General features: G+C 42.3%; 15 protein-coding genes. All 15 read left to right on the plus strand.

Annotated features, from left to right (window positions below):
• The first annotated feature begins 33 nt into the window (after positions 1–33).
• The 15 genes from HPK16_RS09790 to HPK16_RS09860 all read left to right on the plus strand — a co-directional run bounded on the left by HPK16_RS09790 (position 34) and on the right by HPK16_RS09860 (position 18,474).
• Positions 34–4,698: a toxin Cry1Ac domain D-VI-related protein gene (locus HPK16_RS09790; RefSeq protein ID WP_181676792.1), complete on the plus strand. Its 4,665-nt coding sequence runs from the start codon at positions 34–36 to the stop codon at positions 4,696–4,698.
• A gap of 115 nt (positions 4,699–4,813) precedes the next feature.
• Positions 4,814–5,317, plus strand: coding sequence for a hypothetical protein (locus HPK16_RS09795; RefSeq protein ID WP_181676793.1), 504 nt, complete (start codon positions 4,814–4,816; stop codon positions 5,315–5,317).
• A gap of 21 nt (positions 5,318–5,338) precedes the next feature.
• The gene (locus HPK16_RS09800) at positions 5,339–6,748 is read left to right on the plus strand and encodes a polysaccharide biosynthesis protein (protein WP_246369378.1); all 1,410 of its coding nucleotides are present in this window, start codon (positions 5,339–5,341) and stop codon (positions 6,746–6,748) included.
• A 14-nt stretch (positions 6,749–6,762) separates the two neighbouring features.
• A complete protein-coding gene (locus HPK16_RS17110) occupies positions 6,763–7,932 on the plus strand; it encodes a glycosyltransferase (protein WP_181676794.1) in 1,170 nt (389 codons plus the stop codon).
• Entirely contained in the window at positions 7,929–9,200 is a 1,272-nt protein-coding gene (locus HPK16_RS09810; protein WP_181676795.1) for a nucleotide sugar dehydrogenase, read from the plus strand. Before HPK16_RS17110 ends, HPK16_RS09810 begins: the two co-directional genes overlap by 4 nt.
• Positions 9,200–10,342 carry a glycosyltransferase family 4 protein gene (locus HPK16_RS09815; RefSeq protein WP_181676796.1) on the plus strand — a complete coding sequence of 381 codons (1,143 nt, stop codon included), beginning with the start codon at positions 9,200–9,202 and terminating at the stop codon, positions 10,340–10,342. The genes HPK16_RS09810 and HPK16_RS09815 overlap by 1 nt, the downstream gene beginning before the upstream one ends.
• The gene (locus HPK16_RS09820; protein WP_181676797.1) at positions 10,314–10,916 is read left to right on the plus strand and encodes a sugar transferase; all 603 of its coding nucleotides are present in this window, start codon (positions 10,314–10,316) and stop codon (positions 10,914–10,916) included. Before HPK16_RS09815 ends, HPK16_RS09820 begins: the two co-directional genes overlap by 29 nt.
• 7 nt (positions 10,917–10,923) lie before the next feature.
• Positions 10,924–12,102, plus strand: a complete 1,179-nt coding sequence (locus HPK16_RS09825; RefSeq protein WP_281368038.1) for an aminotransferase class I/II-fold pyridoxal phosphate-dependent enzyme — start codon at positions 10,924–10,926, stop codon at positions 12,100–12,102.
• On the plus strand, positions 12,099–13,532 hold the full coding sequence (locus HPK16_RS09830; protein ID WP_181676799.1) for a hypothetical protein: 1,434 nt from the start codon (positions 12,099–12,101) through the stop codon (positions 13,530–13,532). Before HPK16_RS09825 ends, HPK16_RS09830 begins: the two co-directional genes overlap by 4 nt.
• Positions 13,525–14,061, plus strand: coding sequence for an acyltransferase (locus HPK16_RS09835; protein WP_181676800.1), 537 nt, complete (start codon positions 13,525–13,527; stop codon positions 14,059–14,061). The genes HPK16_RS09830 and HPK16_RS09835 overlap by 8 nt, the downstream gene beginning before the upstream one ends.
• Positions 14,054–15,307 carry an MATE family efflux transporter gene (locus tag HPK16_RS09840; protein ID WP_181676801.1) on the plus strand — a complete coding sequence of 418 codons (1,254 nt, stop codon included), beginning with the start codon at positions 14,054–14,056 and terminating at the stop codon, positions 15,305–15,307. Before HPK16_RS09835 ends, HPK16_RS09840 begins: the two co-directional genes overlap by 8 nt.
• A gap of 19 nt (positions 15,308–15,326) precedes the next feature.
• Positions 15,327–15,995 (plus strand): YveK family protein, encoded by a 669-nt coding sequence (locus HPK16_RS09845; RefSeq protein WP_181676802.1) that lies wholly within the window; start codon positions 15,327–15,329, stop codon positions 15,993–15,995.
• Entirely contained in the window at positions 15,995–16,696 is a 702-nt protein-coding gene (locus HPK16_RS09850) for a CpsD/CapB family tyrosine-protein kinase (RefSeq protein ID WP_181676803.1), read from the plus strand. Before HPK16_RS09845 ends, HPK16_RS09850 begins: the two co-directional genes overlap by 1 nt.
• 24 nt (positions 16,697–16,720) lie before the next feature.
• Positions 16,721–17,710 (plus strand): polysaccharide deacetylase family protein, encoded by a 990-nt coding sequence (locus HPK16_RS09855; RefSeq protein WP_181676804.1) that lies wholly within the window; start codon positions 16,721–16,723, stop codon positions 17,708–17,710.
• Positions 17,707–18,474, plus strand: a complete 768-nt coding sequence (locus HPK16_RS09860; protein WP_181676805.1) for a formyl transferase — start codon at positions 17,707–17,709, stop codon at positions 18,472–18,474. The genes HPK16_RS09855 and HPK16_RS09860 overlap by 4 nt, the downstream gene beginning before the upstream one ends.
• Positions 18,475–18,601 lie beyond the last annotated feature (127 nt).

The raw sequence follows: 18,601 nt of genomic DNA on the forward strand, positions 1-18,601 counted from the left end.
GATACAGAAGAGTTTGAAGGGAGAAAAAGAAAAATGTCAAAAAAATCAAAAATATTAAATAAGTCTTTAAAATTATTTTTAGCAAGTGCTATGGTATTGACAAGTATCAGTACTTTGCCAATGAATACACTCGCAAATGAGGGGATTACGAATCCGAGCGTTGATGCAGTAGACGTCTATGTAAGTGACTGGGCTACATTTAAGTCAGAGCTTCAGAATACGACAACAACAGATATTTATCTACAAGCAGATTTAAAAATGGAAGGCGCGGATTTTAGTATAGCAATTGATGAGAAAAATATTCATGGTGAAGGCTATTCTCTGGATATGAATACTAGAAATATTCGTGTGACAAAAGCAAATGCAAAAACATCAATAAATAATATCACAATCAAAAACAGTGGTACGAATGGTTTCCTATGGAGTACTATAGCTGGAACGCACACGATTAATAATGCAACCGGTGAAGGTAATAGAGCCTTTGCAAGACTAGAGGCTGGTTCTATTGTCTTTCAAGGTACAAACAACATTACGCAACTTAGTGGTAATAACAACTACAACGTGTGGGCGAAAAATATTGCTATCGAAAGTGGCGCAGTAGTAAATATCGATGGTGGTGGATATGCCAGAGATCGCGGTGCACTTCATACGACAAGAGGCAGTGTTCTTACTGTCGCAGAAGGTGCACAACTAAATGTAAGCTCTACGGTAGGGCAAGCTATCAGATTGGATGAAGTTAATTTCACCAACAATGGTACTGTCAAAGCAACATCAGCTCGTGATGCTATCGCAACTTACAACACAAGTACAACAACACTAAATTCAGGCTCTACATTAGATGTTAAGTCGACAGCAACAGATGTACAGGGAGCAATGTTCTACAATAGTTCTCTTTTTGTGAAAAGTGGAGCAACACTGATTGCGGTTTCGCAAGGTTCTTCTTCTACTTTGACAACAGGTAAAGAATTAGTTATTGAAGACGGTGCTAATTTCTCTATTACAAACACAAGAAATGGTGCGTTAGGTAGTGAAGCGAATGCAACAACAATGGTCATCAATTCTACTATTGGCGTTAGCACATGGGAACGCGGTAAAACAACACTTGAGGAACCAACTTTTTCATACCAAGGGCCATTAGAGGCTAAGTTCACATTAAGTGGTTATGCAGGGCCAAAACAAACGAACCTTGTTACGAACAATGCAGATATCACGAAAAACTTTGATACGAGTAAAGTTGGTCGTATTGAAGGTGGTTATTTTGTAAAAGATCCTAAGCAAGTTGAAGCAGAGGACAAAGCACGTATAGCTGTGAACAACTTGTTTACGAGCCAAAATCCAGCGAATGATGCAAAAGCAGGATTAACACAAGCGGAAATTGATGCAGCGCAACTTTTGGTGGATGAAGTAACTGACCCTAAAACAAAAGCAGCATTGCAAGCGGACATTGATAAGGCGCAACAACAAGTAGATGCACTCATAGCGGCAGAAAAAGCAGCTATCGAGAAAGCAGCACAAGATAAAGCACGTGCAGCAGTCAATGATCTATTTACTGGGAAAAACCCAGTTGGTGATGCGAAAACAGGATTGACACAAGCGGAAATCGATGCGGCGCAAGCTTTAATCGACCAAGTAACAGATCCAACAGTAAAAGCAGCGTTACAAGCAGACTTAAATAAAGCGCAACAACAATTAGACGCAACGAATGCGGCAGAACTAGCAGCGCAAAATAAAGCACGTGAAGCGGTTAATAACTTATTTGCGAATCAAGATCCAACTGGTGCTACAAAAGCTGGATTAACACAGGCGGAAATCGATGCGGCGCAAGCTTTAATCGACAAAGTAACAGATCCAGCGAAAAAAGCAGCATTGCAAGCAGACTTGAATAAAGCGCAAGACCAACTAGACGCAGCAAATGCAGCAGAATTAGCAGCACAAAATGCAGCGCGCGAAGCAGTAAATAATTTATTCGCGAATCAAAACCCAACTGGCGATACAAAAACAGGATTAACACAAGCCGAAATTGATGCGGCACAAGCATTAATCGATGCAGTAACAGATCCAGCGAAAAAAGCAGCATTACAAGCAGACTTAAATAAAGCACAAGACCAACTAGATGCAGCAAATGCAGTAGAATTAGCAGCACAAAACAAAGCACAAGAAGCAGTAAACAACTTGTTTGCGAACCAAGATCCAACTGGGGATGCAAAAACAGGATTAACACAAGCCGAAATCGATGCAGCGCAAGCGTTAATCGACAAGGTAACAGATCCAGCGAAAAAAGCAGAACTACAAGCAAGCTTAGATAAAGCACAAGCACAACTAGATGCGGATAAGGCAGCACAAGATAAAGCACGCGAAGCAGTAAACAACTTATTTGCTAACCAAAATCCAACTGGTGATCTAAAAACTGGTATTACTCAAGCTGAGATTGAGGCAGCACAAGCGTTAATCGACCAAGTAACAGATCCAGCGAAAAAAGCAGAACTACAAGCAGATTTAGATAAAGCACAAGCGAAACTAGACGCAGACAAGTCAGCAGAGCAAGCAGCACAAGATAAAGCACGTGCAGCAGTAAATGCACTATTTGCAAACCAAGATCCAACCGGCGATGCAAAAACAGGATTAACACAAGCGGAAATCGACGCGGCGCAAGCTTTAGTTGACAAAGTAACAGATCCAACCGTAAAAGCAGCATTACAAGCAGACTTAAATAAAGCACAAGACCAATTAGACGCAGTAAAAGCTGCAGAACAAGCAGCGCAAGATAAAGCACGTGCGGCAGTAAACGCCCTATTTGCCTATCAAAACCCGGCTGGTGATACGAAAATCGGATTGACACAAGCCGAAATCGATGCGGCGCAAGCTTTAATCGACCAAGTAACAGATCCAGCAGTAAAAGCAGCATTACAAGCAGATCTAGATAAAGCACAAGCACAATTAAATGCTAATTTAGTAGCTCCAAATGCACCAACAGTAAACAGCGTAACAGCAGTAGATACAAAAGTTACTGGTAAAGGTCAAGCTGGTATGACAGTTGTTGTCAAATTAGCAGACGGAACAGAGAAAACTGGTGTAGTGAATGCGAATGGCGATTTCTCTATCGTTATCCCTGCACAAGCAGCTGATTCCAACATTGCAGTAACACTTAAAAATGCTTATAGCGTAGCAAGTGAAGCAACTACAGTAACCGTTGTCGGTTTACCACAACCGGTAATTAATCCGATGACAATCTCTGACGTTACTGTTACAGGAACAATCGATGTGTCACAATTCCCAGCGTCTAAAGTGAAATTAATTATTAATGGAGCTCCTAAAACAATTTTGACAGTTGGAGCAGACGGTTCATTCTCTTACTACACAGGGAATTTAGCAGCTGGAACAACGATCGAAGTACAATATGTTGGACCAAACGGTTCTTATTTGACAGATAGTAAATACGTAGGAACAACTGTAGTTACAGAAGAATCAGTTGCCCTTGTTTTAAATGAAATGACAGCTTCAGATATGTATATTACTGGAACAACGTTAGCAGACCACCGTGTTCGTGTAAGTATTAACGGTGTATTGAAAGCAACAGTAACAGCAGATGCAGCAGGTGATTTTAGTTACCTAAGTAGCTATTTAGTGAAAGGTGACGTTGTAAAAGCAGAAGTACTACTTGGTGCCAATGTTGCTAAAACAGTAAGTATTACAGTAGCAGATGCTGTAGCAATAGAATTAGTAGTCAATGAAATGACGATTGCTGATAACAAAATAACAGGAACAGCAACACCAAATGCAAAATTACGTATTAGCATAAATGGTGTAGCAAAAGCAGTTGTCACAGCTGATGCAACAGGTAATTATACGTATGCAACTGGCGCATTAGTAGCTGGAACAGAAGTGAAAGTTGAGATGCGTAATTCGTTGACAGGAGCTTATGACACATCAAAATCAGTTGTTGTTTCTGGTGAAATACCAGGTCTTCTATTGACATTAGATGATTTGAAAGCACCAGAGGGTCTTGTTTCTGGGGAAGCTACAGCTGGCTATACCGTTCGCATTAGTGTGAATGGTGTAGTGAAAGCAAATACAGTCGCGACCGCTGATGGTAAGTATTCTTATAACGTAGGCGTTCTAACTGGCGGCGATGTAGTAAAAGTAGATGTACGTGTAGGTACACAATATCTACTTGCAACTGAAAAAATTGTCAAAGCAGAATTTTCATTGAACCCAATTTTAGATACAGATCGTACGATTACTGGGAAAGCACCAGCTGGTAAAACCGTTCGTATTAGTATCAATGGTGTTCCTAAATCTGTCACAGTAGCTGATGCAGCAGGTAATTACACATATCTTATCGGCCTTGTAGCAACAGGGGATGTTATTAAAATCGAACTAAGAAATACAGAAACAGGTAAATATGAAGAATTCGTAGAAAGAACAGTTATCTCAGAATCAGAAGCAGGTCAAGTAACAATCAACGCGCTAACAAATGCAGACACAATGGTTACTGGTAAAACGATATCATCTGGTAAATTGAAAGTTAGCGTCGATGGTAAAGCGAAAACTGTTATCACAGCAGACGCGCAAGGAAACTACAGCTACTTCATAAGCGGAGTAACAGTAGGACAAGTCATCAAAGTAGAACTGAAAGAAAATAGCACGTATACCTCATTCGCTGAAACAACTGTTACAGAAGCTCCAGCGGCTGAATAAAGAAAGAAAAAGCATCTAGATGAAATTTCAGGATATAAGTAACGAAAAATGGGGGGAGGGGCTGAGCGTTTTTCAGTCACCTCGCCCATTTTTAAACGAAGGAGATATACAATACATGAAAAAAGTAGTCACGCTCATATGTACGGTCATGGTGGCGAGCATTACCTTATTGGGATGTTCTAATCCAGATGATACCAAGAAAACGGAAGATAGCAAGCAAGAAACAACGAAGAAAAAAGAGCTAAAAGCAGACAGTAAAGCCACATACGGTTTTCATGATGTGGTAGATGTGGATGGCTTGCGTATCGCGTTTACAAAAGCGCAATTGCTCGAAACAGAAGGCAAGAAGGATAGCGTTTTGAAATTGTCTTTCGAATTAAGCAATCCTACGGCGGATACAGAAGGTTTCACAGCTATTAACTTGGAAGTAAAGAATAAAGAAGGCGAGTTGCTGGATGTCTATCCTGGTGAAAACTACGGGAAAGAAATCGAAACGGGAACAAGCGATAAAGGCGCTGGCTATTTTATGGTCAAGGGTTCGGCTCCATTCAGTGTGACGTATATTGATCCGGATCACAAAGCAGTAACAGCGACGTGGAAATTAGCAATCCAAAAATAACATGCGAAAGGTGCAAATCGAATGAAAAACATTCCGAGCACACGAAAAAAAATCTTGATTGTTGGCGCAGGGGAACTGGGCATGAATGTCCTTGCTTCTTTTGTAAAAGATTATCCAGAGCAATATACCCTTGCTGGTTTTTTGGACGATAATAAAACGAAATGGGACGCGGTGTTTCATGGCTATCCTGTTTTAGGTGGATTAGAAAGATTAGGCGACATGATTACAAGATTGAATATTCAGATGGTTGTCATTGCGATTTCTGATATGGACGCGAGTAAACGAGAGGCGATCATTCAAACGGGTATGGCGAAACAGGTCACGGTGAAATCGATTCCGGGTATTCGCGAATTAATCACGCAAAACGATTCTTTTAAAGCGTTAGAAGAGGTGACGATGCTGGAGTTGTTGGGACGCTCACAAGTCAAGCTAGATGAGGCGCTTCTGTTATCGCAAATCACTGGGAAGACGGTGTTAGTAACGGGCGCAGGTGGTTCGATTGGTTCGGAGCTCTGCAAACAGTTATTGAAACTCGCACCGAAAAAATTGATTGCGTTGGGACATGGAGAAAATAGTATTTATCAACTGGTTATGGATTTAGAAAATGACCGAATCGAGCCTGTTATTGCGGATATTCAAGATCAGGATGAATTACGTGCTGTTTTTGCAAAATATGAACCTGAGATTGTCTACCATGCGGCGGCGCACAAACATGTACCGTTGATGGAACGCTCACTACGTAGTGCCTTTAAAAATAATTTTATTGGAACGAAAAATGTGGCGGATATGGCAGAAGCTTTTCAGGCGGAGACGTGCGTGATGGTATCGACGGATAAAGCGGTGAAGCCTGTGAATAATATGGGGCGCACGAAGCGGTTAGCGGAGATGTATATCCAAACGATGGCAGATCAAGCGACGACGTGTAATTTTTCTGTGGTGCGGTTTGGGAATGTGTTGGGTAGTCGTGGCAGTGTGATTCCACTTTTCAAAAAGCAAATTAAGGCGGGCGGACCGGTGACGGTGACGCATCGTGAGATGACGCGCTATTTTATGACGATCCCAGAGGCGGCATCGTTGGTACTCCAAGCAGGGTCACTCGCTACAAGTGGAGATATCTATGTTTTGGATATGGGCGAATCGGTAAAAATTATGGATTTGGCGCAAAACTTGATTGCACTTTCGGGTTATTCGCTACAAGATATTGCGATTGTGGAGTCGGGCATTAGGCCTGGTGAAAAGCTACATGAGGAATTGTTGGACGCAGATGAGATTCATCAAGAACAAATATCGGAGAAAATTCATATCGGCAAGACGGTTCCATTTGATGTGAAAGAACTGATTCGTTTATCAGAGGAGCATCGACACCTGTCAGAAGGCGAGTTATTGGATGCGATATGCGGATTAACGAGTAAACAAGTACAGAGAGCGTAAGGAGATGATGGCAAGTGAACTGGTTATTCGCATATGATCATAAATTTTATACGAGTGGGGAGGATGTGCTGTCAAAAACGGCCTTTCCATATGAGACATGGCAACGTTATTTAACGCATAGTGACACATTGACGGTGGCTTGTCGGTTATACCCACTGACAGAGGAAGCGCGGGGATATAGTGTTTCGAGTGGCGAACGGGTGTCGTTTACGGCGATTCCTAATGCAAGTGGTTACGCGTACTTTATGCCAAGCAATCCAGCAATTCAAGCGATGCGACAAGCGGTACGTCAAGCAGACGCTGTCATTGCACGATTGCCTTCCCAAATTGGTTTTTTAGCTGTCAAAGTGGCAAGAGAATTAGGGAAACCGTATGCCGTCGAAGTCGTTGGCGATCCAAGTGAAACCTACCGATTACATGGGAGTTTTAAGGCGAAATTATACGCGCCGATTGCAAAAAGAACGATGGAAAAGACTGTCGCACAAGCACCATTTGCTTTATATATTACGAAGAAAGAACTACAAAAGCTATATCCAACTAAAGGAACCGAGACCAGTTGCTCCAACACAGAATTACCCGATATTTCAAGAGCCGTATTATTGATGGAAAGAAAAAATAGAGACTTAAATAAAAAAATCGTGTTTGGGATGATGGGATCTCTCGATTCGCAGTATAAGGGTCTCGATGTGGCTATTCGAGCACTGGCACGTATCAAAAAAGAGCTTCCCGATTTTGAATTTCGAATCCTAGGCAGTGGTGCCAGTAGTAAATGGACACGGATTGTTGTACAAAACGGTCTAGAAGGCATGGTGGATTTCTGCGGGACAAAGCCGTCAGATGAAGTATTTGATTGGCTCGCCGATGTGGATATTTATCTCCAACCGAGTCGCACCGAGGGGCAAGGACGTTCTGTGATTGAGGCGATGGCGATGGGATGCCCGGTTATTACTTCGAGTGTCGGTGGTATGAAAGAATTGGCTGAACAAGCGATGCAATTTGAAAGTGAAAATGACGCGGAATTAGCGGCCATTATTACAACGTTAACTGAAAATCATGCGCTATATGAGGAACAAATCGAGCGTAATTATATAAAATCACTGCAATTTTCGAAACAAGTACTAACAGCAAAACGTGAACAGCATTATCAAAAATTTATGAATTGGATCGAGGGACAAAATAAATGAATGAATTAAAACTTGGTGTTTTAGGTCTTGGATATGTAGGTCTTCCGGTAGCAGTGGCGTTTGGTAAAGAAATGCCAGTCATTGGTGTGGATATCAACGAAGCGCGTATTGCGGCACTTCAAAACAAAGTCGATGATACGGGAGAAGTCACGCCGGAAGATTTATTTGTGACGGATATTGCGTTCACGAGTCAGGCAGCGCGATTAGCGGATTGTAATTTTATCATTGTTGCAGTGCCAACGCCAATCAATGAGAGTAATCAACCAGACATGAGGATTTTGCATAAAGCATCGCAAATGATTGGGGAAAACATGGCAAAAGGAACAATTGTGGTTTTTGAATCGACCGTATATCCAGGCGCGACCGAAGATGAGTGTGTGCCGATTATGGAACGTTACTCTGGGCTTGTATGTGGCGAGGACTTCTTTGTTGGCTATTCTCCAGAACGGATTAATCCAGGCGATAAAATTCACACCTTTACAACCGTTCAAAAAGTCGTAGCGGGACAAACAGAGGAAATCACGGATATCATTGCGGATGTATATGCTTCGGTTGTGACGGCTGGAGTGTATAAAGCTTCATCAATTCGTGTCGCAGAAGCCGCGAAAGTGATTGAAAATACGCAACGAGATCTAAATATTGCGTTGATGAATGAACTGTCTCGCATTTTCCACGCGCTGGATATTGATACGCACGAAGTCCTTCAAGCAGCGGGAACGAAATGGAACTTCTTGAAATTCGAGCCAGGCTTGGTTGGCGGACATTGTATCGGCGTGGATCCTTACTACTTGGCACACAAAGCGGAGTCGGTTGGTTACCATCCAGAAGTCATTTTGGCTGGACGCCGAGTGAATGATAGTATGGCAGGGTTTGTTGGACAAGAAATCGTGAAAGAGTTGCTGCAACAAAAGAAAAATATTTGTGAGCTAAAAGTGAGCGTGCTTGGTTTGACGTTTAAGGAAAATGTGCCAGATATCCGAAATTCGAAGGTTATCGATTTGATTCAGGAACTCAAGTCGTTCGGGATGCAGGTGCACGTGTACGATCCGTTGGCAAATGAGCAGGAAGTGGCGAAAGAATACGGGCTGGAAATGGCGAGTTACCCAGAATTAGAAGACTCAGATGTCGTAATTTTGGCAGTGCCACATGAAACGTTTGTGGCGGAAAATGGTAAGCTCGTACGCGGTATTTTGAAAGATGAGTCAAGCATGCTAGTGGATTTAAAGAAAGCGTTGGAAAATTCTCGTTCGTATAGCTGGAATTTGTGATGACGAAGCTACTCATTGCAGTCACAGCGGATATCAGTGTACGGCTTTTGAATGGGCAACTAGATTACTTGGTACGGCAGGGATTTGATGTTCACCTAGTAGTGGCAAAAGGAGAAAGTTCAGAGGCGTTGAAACGAGGTGGTCGAGTGACAGTACATCATGTGGCAATGGCGCGGGAAATATCGGTTTGGAAAGACATGAAAGCATTGATCCAGATGATTCGTGTTTTCCGAAAAGTACGGCCGGACATATCGAATGTGGGGACGCCAAAAGCGGCTTTGTTAGGAAGTATCGCGGCATTCCTCACGCAAACGAAAACGCGGATTTATACGTTACGCGGATTGCGAATGGAAACAGCGACAGGCAAACTTCGAACATTATTGTGGCTGATCGAGCAGCTGATTATTGGTTTGTCCACGAAAGTAATAGCGATTAGTCCGAGTTTGATTACGACATGTAAAGCGTTGCAGATTCAAGGAACTTCCAAGATGCAAGTTTTAGGAAAAGGGAGCAGTAACGGGATTCATTTGGCAGACTTTACAGTGAAACGCCAAGAAACAGTTCGCTATGTTTTCGATAAATCGCAATTTGTGATTGGGTTTACAGGCAGAATTACGAAAGACAAGGGAATCGAAGAGTTAATCGCCGCTTTTCTTGCCGCAGAAGACATGAATTTATTATTAGTAGGCGATTTCGACGACCAACACGGCTTGAAAAAAGAGACGGTGGATATGATTCGAAGCCATCCGAATATTCATGTCACAGGCTTCCTTCCGAATCCTGCGCCCTATTACAACATGATGGATGTCTTTGTGATTCCGTCTTACCGCGAAGGTTTTTCGAACGTTTGTTTAGAGGCGGCGGCGGCAGGACTTGCGGTGATTGGCACAGATGTGACAGGGATAAGAGATGCGATGGTGGATCAAGAAACCGGCATACTCATTCCAGCACGATCCAGCTCGGCGATTCAAGCAGCGATTACTACGCTAAAAAACGATGAAACTTTGCGAGAACGTTATGCTTTTAACGGCAAAAAACGCGTCATTTTGGAGTTCCAATCTGAGCAGATGTGGGAGCGAATGAAAGACGTGTATTTAAAAGGGGGAGAAGCGAATGTATGGGCACATAAAGCAAGTTCTTGATATTTTAGGAGCGTGTATCTGTCTTCTGATTTTTTCAATGCCACTCTTATTGATCAGTCTAGCGTTGTTCGCGACACAAAGGCATGTTTTATATAAGCAACAACGCGTTGGAAAAGAAGATCACATTTTTTGGATCTACAAATTTCAAACGATGACCGATGCGCGGGATGAACAAGGCGTACTTTTGCCAGATGAACAACGGATTACAAAACTAGGAAATTTTTTGCGAAAGACAAGTTTAGATGAGTTGCCGCAATGTTGGAATGTTTTAAAAGGGGATATGAGTTTTATTGGGCCGCGGCCGTTACTTGTGGAATATTTGGAACTCTATTCGGAAGAGGAAAGAAGACGGCATCTTGTGAAACCTGGGATGACGGGACTGGCGCAAATGAACGGACGCAATGCGATTAGTTGGCAGGAGAAATTCGTCTGGGATATACGCTATGTGGAACGGCTATCAATCCAACAAGACATCCACATCTTGGTGCGCACGATAAAAAAAGTACTGTTCATCGAAGATATTGCACGAGACGGTTACGCGACAACGCCACCATTTGAAGGTAGCAAAAAGTAAGGAGACGATGCAATCAATGAAAAGAATTCCACTAGCCATTCCCCATATGGGTGGGAAAGAAATGGATTATATTAAAAAAGCATTTGCGGAAAATTGGATTGCACCAGTCGGCCCCAATGTAGATTTATTTGAAGAAAAGGTACGCGATTACACTGGTGCCGAATTTGCGACAGCTACGAGTTCGGGAACAGCCGCGATTCACTTGGCGTTACAGTTGCTTGATGTGACGCAAGGAGATACCGTTTTTTGTCCAAGCTTCACGTTTGCTGCTTCGGCAAATCCGATTCATTATCAAGGCGCCCAAGCAGTATTCATTGATTCGGAGCTGGAGACTTGGAACATGTCACCAATTGCGCTGGAACGAGCTTTACTAGATGCGAAACAAAACAATCAGTTACCAAAAGCTATCATCGTCGTGCATATTTACGGACAGCCTGCGAAAATGACGGAAATTATGGCGTTGGCCAAAGCCTACAAAGTTCCCATTGTTGAAGATGCAGCCGAATCCCTGGGCTCGCTATACCAAGGCGTGCAAACAGGAACAATCGGTGATATCGGTATCTATTCTTTCAACGGGAATAAGATTATTACAACTTCTGGCGGTGGTATGCTAGTCTCGGCAAATGAAGCATGGGCACAAGAAGCCAAGTTCTTATCCGAACAAGCGAAAGATCCTGCCCCATATTATCAACACGAAAAAATTGGTTATAACTACCGACTAAGCAATGTTTCCGCAGGTATCGGTTGTGGTCAAATGGAAGTGTTACAGGAGCGGATTAACCAGAAAAGGCTCATTTTTGAACGGTATAAGGAAGGATTTACGCGGTATATGGAAACGTTTAGTAATTTTCCACGTATTACATGCCAACAAGAAATAGCTGGTACTTTTTCGAATCGCTGGTTGTCTACGATTCAAATGGAAGGAGTCCACCCGCTTCAATTGAAGGAAGCGTTGGATGCAGCTGGAATGGAAGGTCGTTTATTATGGAAGCCGCTTCACTTACAACCTGTTTTCCAGAAGAATCGCTTTTTTGCCGAAGATCCTAATGTCAATATAAGCAATGCGCAACGCCTGTTTGAAAGTGGTCTTTGTTTACCATCTGCGACTCAAATGACATCGAATGAACAGCATCGTGTCATTCAAACCGTCGCTAAATTCTTAATCCAAGCAGGTGAATCTAAGTGAAATCCATTTCTAAAGAGCGACTCCTTGAATTTTCAGGTGTGACAGTCATTGGTCTTCTCTCGCTTTTTAGCTTCATTTTCATTAGTTTGCATGAGAGAGAACCAGGGTACGAACTGTTACCATTTTTGCCACTGTTGTTTCTCTTTGCAGCCAGTTTTGTCTTCGTTCGCTCGCTTGTCTACGATTTTAAAATGTTTAATCTCGTTTTTACGGCGCTTGCTTTTATGCGTTACGTTGTGCTTCCTTTTTTCATCGTGTACGCGAGTTATTATGGAGGCAGGTCGCCCGTACCACCTATGGCACACAGCTATGACTTGGCTTTGAAACTCATGTTATACGAGCTTATCGTCGTGACTGTTGCGATTGTGATTTTTGATGCGATACGAAAAAAACGCAAACAGAAAAATCCATTACCTGAAAAAGCACTGACACGTAGTCCATCGATTTTTTTCTATATACTATTCGCGATCGTCGGTTTTCTAGGCGTGTTCATTGTGCCAGGCGCCTTAAATAGTATATCGTTTCTCATACCGACGGACCGGGTTGTCGGTGTTCTCCAAACATTATCTCTTCCATCTTACTTCGCACTATACATGTTTATGATTGCGAAACAAATTGTTGCACTCTTGATTATCTGGGTTTGTTGTGAAAAATATAAGGCACAAGGGCAGGTGTATTATGTGTATGCCGCGGTTGCCGTGATGGTGTTGAATATCGGTATCTTTGCAGGGACGAATCGAACGGATATCATTCTCTGCACAATCACATCCCTGTTTGTCTTCAAGAAACTATTTCCAAGCCATTTCAAAAAAGCAGCCATTCTCATCGTTTCTGTTGTAACATTCGTCGTTGTACTGATTGCGTCTGTTCGGCAAATCGTATCTGTGTCAGGTGAGGCTAGCCAATTGATTGATTTCACGGACACGATGCAAGTCTACCTTGGCGGGCCATACAATGTGGCGATGGCCATCGAAATGAAAAGCATGTTTCCCGAGGCTAGCCATTTGTCTGTCTTGTTCTATGATATTTTTAGGCCGATGATCGGTGTCAATATCTTCATTAAGGATTTGCCAATTGACTTCTCCGTTTTGTACTTCAATGAGCGCTATTTCTTTAAAGATAACGTATCGCAAATCTTACCAATGATTGGACAAGGAAATCTCTACTTCGGTTATCTCTTTGCGCCACTTATTACAGTTAGTTTTGTGGCTTTGGCTTACTTTTTCCAATCACAAATTGAGCGTGTCGGAAACCTTGAACTCGTCTATTTTTTGACTATTTCAACCGCACGTATCGGTTTCTTGATGGGGCAGAACACAATGAATCTGGTGAATGATATCAGTTATAACCTCGTTTTATTCCTGCTCATTTACTTTTTAAATCAAAAAATCATCTATAAACGTAAACAAAGGAGCTCCTTATATGAATAAAAAATTAGACCAAGCCGGCCGTTTTCTTCGGTATTCGGTACCCATTCACTTGATTAATTTGATCACAGCTATCTTGCCTAATTGCACGCCAACCGTTGCAATTAGGGGCTTCTTGATGCGCCCGTTCTTCAAAAAATGCGGCAAAGGTTTTCGAATCGCGAGTGGGGTCATCATCAATAATCCCGAACGCATTGAAATCGGAGATAATGTTTATATCGCACATAATAATTGGATAAATGGCGTCGGTGGTCTGAAAATTGATACCAATGTTCGAATCGGTCCGATGAGCGTGATTGTCACCTCCCAACACGCGTTTCTAAATGGCAAAATGACGAGCGGTTATATCCCGGCTCCCGTCCGGATTCATTCAGGTTGTTGGATAGCCAGCAAAGCAGTCATTACCGATGGCGTCGAAATTGGCGCGGATTCACTTGTTGCAGCAGGTGCAGTCGTGACGAAATCGTTTCCTGCGAAAAGTAAAATAGGCGGCGTCCCAGCGAAGCTCATTGGAAAACCAGGCGATGCTTAGGGCGCTTCGAAATATCGCTAAAAATGCATATGGTATCACAATAATCAAAAAAGGCATCGTCATCATCACGGGCTTGCTATCGATGATTCTCCTTACCCGCTTTCTGGGTCCTGAATTAAAAGGAGAATACAGTTATCTTTTTAACTTGGTGACGATTGGGACCACGGTGTTAAATCTAGGTATTTCGCTCGTATATCCAGAATATAAGAGAAAAGGGCGCGATTATCGGAATGTGTTTATCACATTGTCCCTACTCCAATTTATACTATACATTGCGATGTCACTCCTGTTTTTCTTCCTATCCGGAATGGGAAACTACGGTCTTGTCGCGATTCTTATCTCTGTCAGTATTTTGAACCTACAGCTTTCCCAATTGAATTTGATAGAGGATATTCGGTCACATAGTATCATTACGATTATCGGCGCCGTGTCTAATCTTCTTTTCACGGTCCTCTTATTCTACTTTTTCAACAGTAACGTGAGTCTGGTCTTAGTGGTCTTTCTCATCAAAAATGTGATTTTAATTGGCTTCACACTCCAAGTACTCCTGAAAAACTTCCATTTTGGCGGCTCGAAAAAAGCGTTCCAAGGTATTTTAGTGGCTGGTATGTTGCCGATGCTGACGACGTTTCTGATCTCGATTAACTACCGAATTGATATCGTGTTACTCGGCTGGATGGATGTTCCGTTCTATGACATTGGACTCTATAGTACCGGCGTGCAATTGGCCGAATACGCGTGGATGATTCCAGATATTTTTAAAGAAGTTATGTTGCATAAAAATGCAAGACGCGATGATATCAACGCTTTACTATTCTCGCTTCGGATGGCGACAATCTCCGTGCTTTTCTTCGGACTGCTTATGATTATAGGCGGCAAGTGGCTCATTGCCTTTATGTTTGGCGCAAGTTTCAGCGGTGCCTACAGCATCACGGTCCTGATGTTTTTGGCGGTCCCTGCAATGGTATACACGAAAATTATCGGGACGTTGTTCATCGCAAACGGGAAATGGCGTTTCTACTTTGTGACGCTACTCATCACGGTTTTACTGAACATCGCCCTCAATTTTGCGCTTGTGCCATTCTTTGGAACGATTGGTTCTGCGCTTGCATCGATTGTTTCCTATAGCATTTCCGGCGGGGTTTTCCTCATTTGGCTAATCCGAAATACCGAAGCGAAGTGGTACGACGCGATACTCATCAAAAAACAAGATGTTGTGCAGATACGACAAATTATGAAGAGATAAAGGAGAACGAATCGATACTATGGATATAAAACTTATTTTCCAAACGATAAAAAGAAATAGTCGACTGATTATCATGCTAGCTTGTGCAGGATTGTTACTAGCAGGCACGCTGACTTTCTTCGTCATTCCAAAAGGATATAGCGCGACGACCCAAATTTTGGTCACACAGGCAAAGGAAACCGACAATGCACAAAGTTCCGAGGTGCAGGCGAATATTCAGATGGTAAACACCTACTCTGTCATTTTAAAAAGCAAGCAGCTCCTGAAAGAAGTGGCGAAAGTATACCCCCAATATACATCCAATGATATTGCCAAAATGATGATGGTGACCAGTGATTCCAACTCGCAAGTCATCAATCTCAAAGTGAATAACAAAGACCCACACGTCGCGGTGGATATTGCGAATACCGTGAGTAGTATGTTTGTGGATTATACGAGTGATTTGATTAAGTCGAATAACGTCTCGATTCTGTCCAAAGCTTACATGGAAGATAGCGCCAAACCATCGAGTCCGAATCATAACATGCATCTGGCGATTGGCTTACTCGCAGCTTTATTCCTCAGTTTTATCATCATTGTACTAAAAGAAGTGTTTGATAACACGATTAAAACGCAAGATGAAATTGAACAACTATTAAGACTACCGATTTTAGGAACGGTTAATCAAATAGAGAAGGGAAATAAATAATGCCACTTAAACTAAGGTCAAAGAAGAAGCAAAATATCTCGATTATGCAAAAAGAATCCAACTCGATTTCATCAGAGCAATTGCGTACCATACGAACGAGCATTCAATTTGCCTCCACGGAACGGTTGCGCACGATGGTTGTCACCTCACCAGAACCAGGCGCGGGCAAGTCTTTTATCTCGATGAATCTGGCCATTTCCTTTGCCGAACAGGGGAATAAAGTCTTGCTAATTGATGCAGATTTAAGACGGCCGACGGTACACACAACGTTGCGTCTTTCCAACGAACTAGGGCTCAGCAATTATCTCGCTGGACAAGGCAAGTTAGAAGCGTGCCTCCAAGAAATTACGATGCATGAAAATTTATTCGTGATTACCAGTGGCATTATTCCACCAAACCCGGCGGAGCTACTATCTTCTAATAGGATGAAAGAGTTTGTACAAATCGTTTCGAATATGTTTGATATTGTGATATTTGATGCCCCACCAGTTTTGCCAGTTGTGGATCCGTTAATCATTGGCAATATGGTGGATGGTCTGATTTTAGTCTTGCGAAGTGAGCACACAGACCAAAGTGATGCGGTGCAGACATTAGATAAGATTAAACAATCCAAAATTAAGATGATCGGCGCGGTGCTAAACGGTAGGAAAAATCGAGGCGATAGCTACAAAACGGTCTATTACACAAAAAATCAAAAGTAAATGAGAAAAGGTAGGGAAAGCCTCTTGAAAAACGGTTATTTCGTCCTATCCCTGGATTTTGAATTACGATGGGGAAGCTATGCTTGGGACACAAATCACGTATACGATACCAATATTTTAGGTGCGAGAAAAGCGATTCCAGATATGCTCCGAACCTTTGAGGCGTATCAGATTCACGCTACTTGGGCGACGGTGGGTGCGTTATTTGCACCATCCAAAATGGCGATTTCCAAATTGAATGAGCAGTATTTCGATGATAAATCAGTGTCGCACATGTCTCCCTTTCTGAAAGAATGTACAACGCTTGGTGAAAATGAGTCGGAAGATCCTTCCCACTATGCGCTTTCTTTGATTGAGCAAATAAGTGCGACAGAGCACCAAGAAATAGGGCTGCATACATTCTCCCATTTTTACTGTCTCGATAATAAGAATGCAGAGGAAACGTTTGAAAAGGATACGCGAGCGGCACTGGCAATGATGGAGGCGCAAAATATTCAGCCTAAGAGTTTTATTTTTCCACGTAATCAATTTCATCCAGGCTTGTTGGAGGTATTAAAGAAGCACGGATTGGATGTTGTTCGTGGGAATGAAAAGCACCATTTATATCGTGAACGAGAAGGGCGTGAAAGCAAGCTACATCGTGCATTGAGGCTGATGGATGCATATGTTAATATTTCGGGGTATCATACTTTTTCGCCTGAATCTTGTTTGGATCAAGGCATGGTGAATATTCCTTCTAGTCGTTTTTTAAGGCCATATGCGAAACCAACGCGTTATTTAGAATCGCTGAAGTTGCATCGTATTAAAAAAGCAATGCGCCACGCCAGTAAGCACGGAGAGGTTTTCCATCTCTGGTTTCACCCGCATAATTTTGGTGCGAACATGGAAGCTAATATAAAAATGTTACAAGAAATCTGTCAGTATTATGAAGACTTGCAAAATGAGTTTGGCTTTGAGAGCGTGACGATGCAAGAATTGGCTGAAAAAGTGAGAAGAAAGGAAGTCACCGCATGAAAATTATGATGCTTGCAGGAAACAAATCGAGTAGTCATCTCGTCTACCAAAAAATCAACAAAACGTCTCCAATCAGCACGGTTGTGATGGAGGGCTCGTTATCCAAAAAAGGGATGCTTAAAATGCGACGAAAGCGTTTAGGGCTCCGAACGGTTGTAGGGCAAGTGCTATTTCAACTTGTGTGTCTGCCCATTTTAAAACGTGCGGCGCGAGGTCGAACACAACAAATCATTCGTAACGAAGCGTTAGATATGGCGCCAATACCAGAATCTGAAATACAGCGAGTATCGTCTATTAATGACGAGGAAACGATAGCAGCCATCCAATTAGAGGCACCGGATTTAATCTTAGTATGTGGAACGAGGATTATCAGTAAGCAAGTGTTAGAAGCAACAGGAGCGCCTTTTGTGAATATCCATGCGGGGATTACACCTTATTACAGAGGCAGTCATGGTGGCTATTGGGCACTGGTCAAGCAGGATAAAAGAAATTGTGGCGTGACATTACATTACATTGATACTGGAATCGACACGGGTAACATTATTGCACAAGAAAAAATTTCCGTGACGTCAAAAGATAATTTTGTTACCTATCCATACTTGCAATTGGCAAAGGGAATCCAGTTGCTACAACGATTTCTTTTGGAGAATAAAACGGAGGCAATAACGCCAAAAATAGCGGACAAAGATAGGAAAGGTCATGTTTTTTATCATCCGACGCTGTTTCAGTATTTACATTTTAGAAAACGATTGAAAGTGAAGTAAAGGAATGGCATGCTAAATTGCAGGAATCTTTCGGGGTTTCTGTTTTTTTGTTTAAATTGTTCTAAAAAGGTGTATTTATAGTGTAGTGGTCTATTCGTTACAGATGGTGGTATTTGTGATAATATGG

The sequence above is a fragment of the Paenilisteria rustica genome (genome assembly GCF_013820765.1).
In the GTDB taxonomy this organism is placed as follows: domain Bacteria; phylum Bacillota; class Bacilli; order Lactobacillales; family Listeriaceae; genus Listeria_A; species Listeria_A rustica.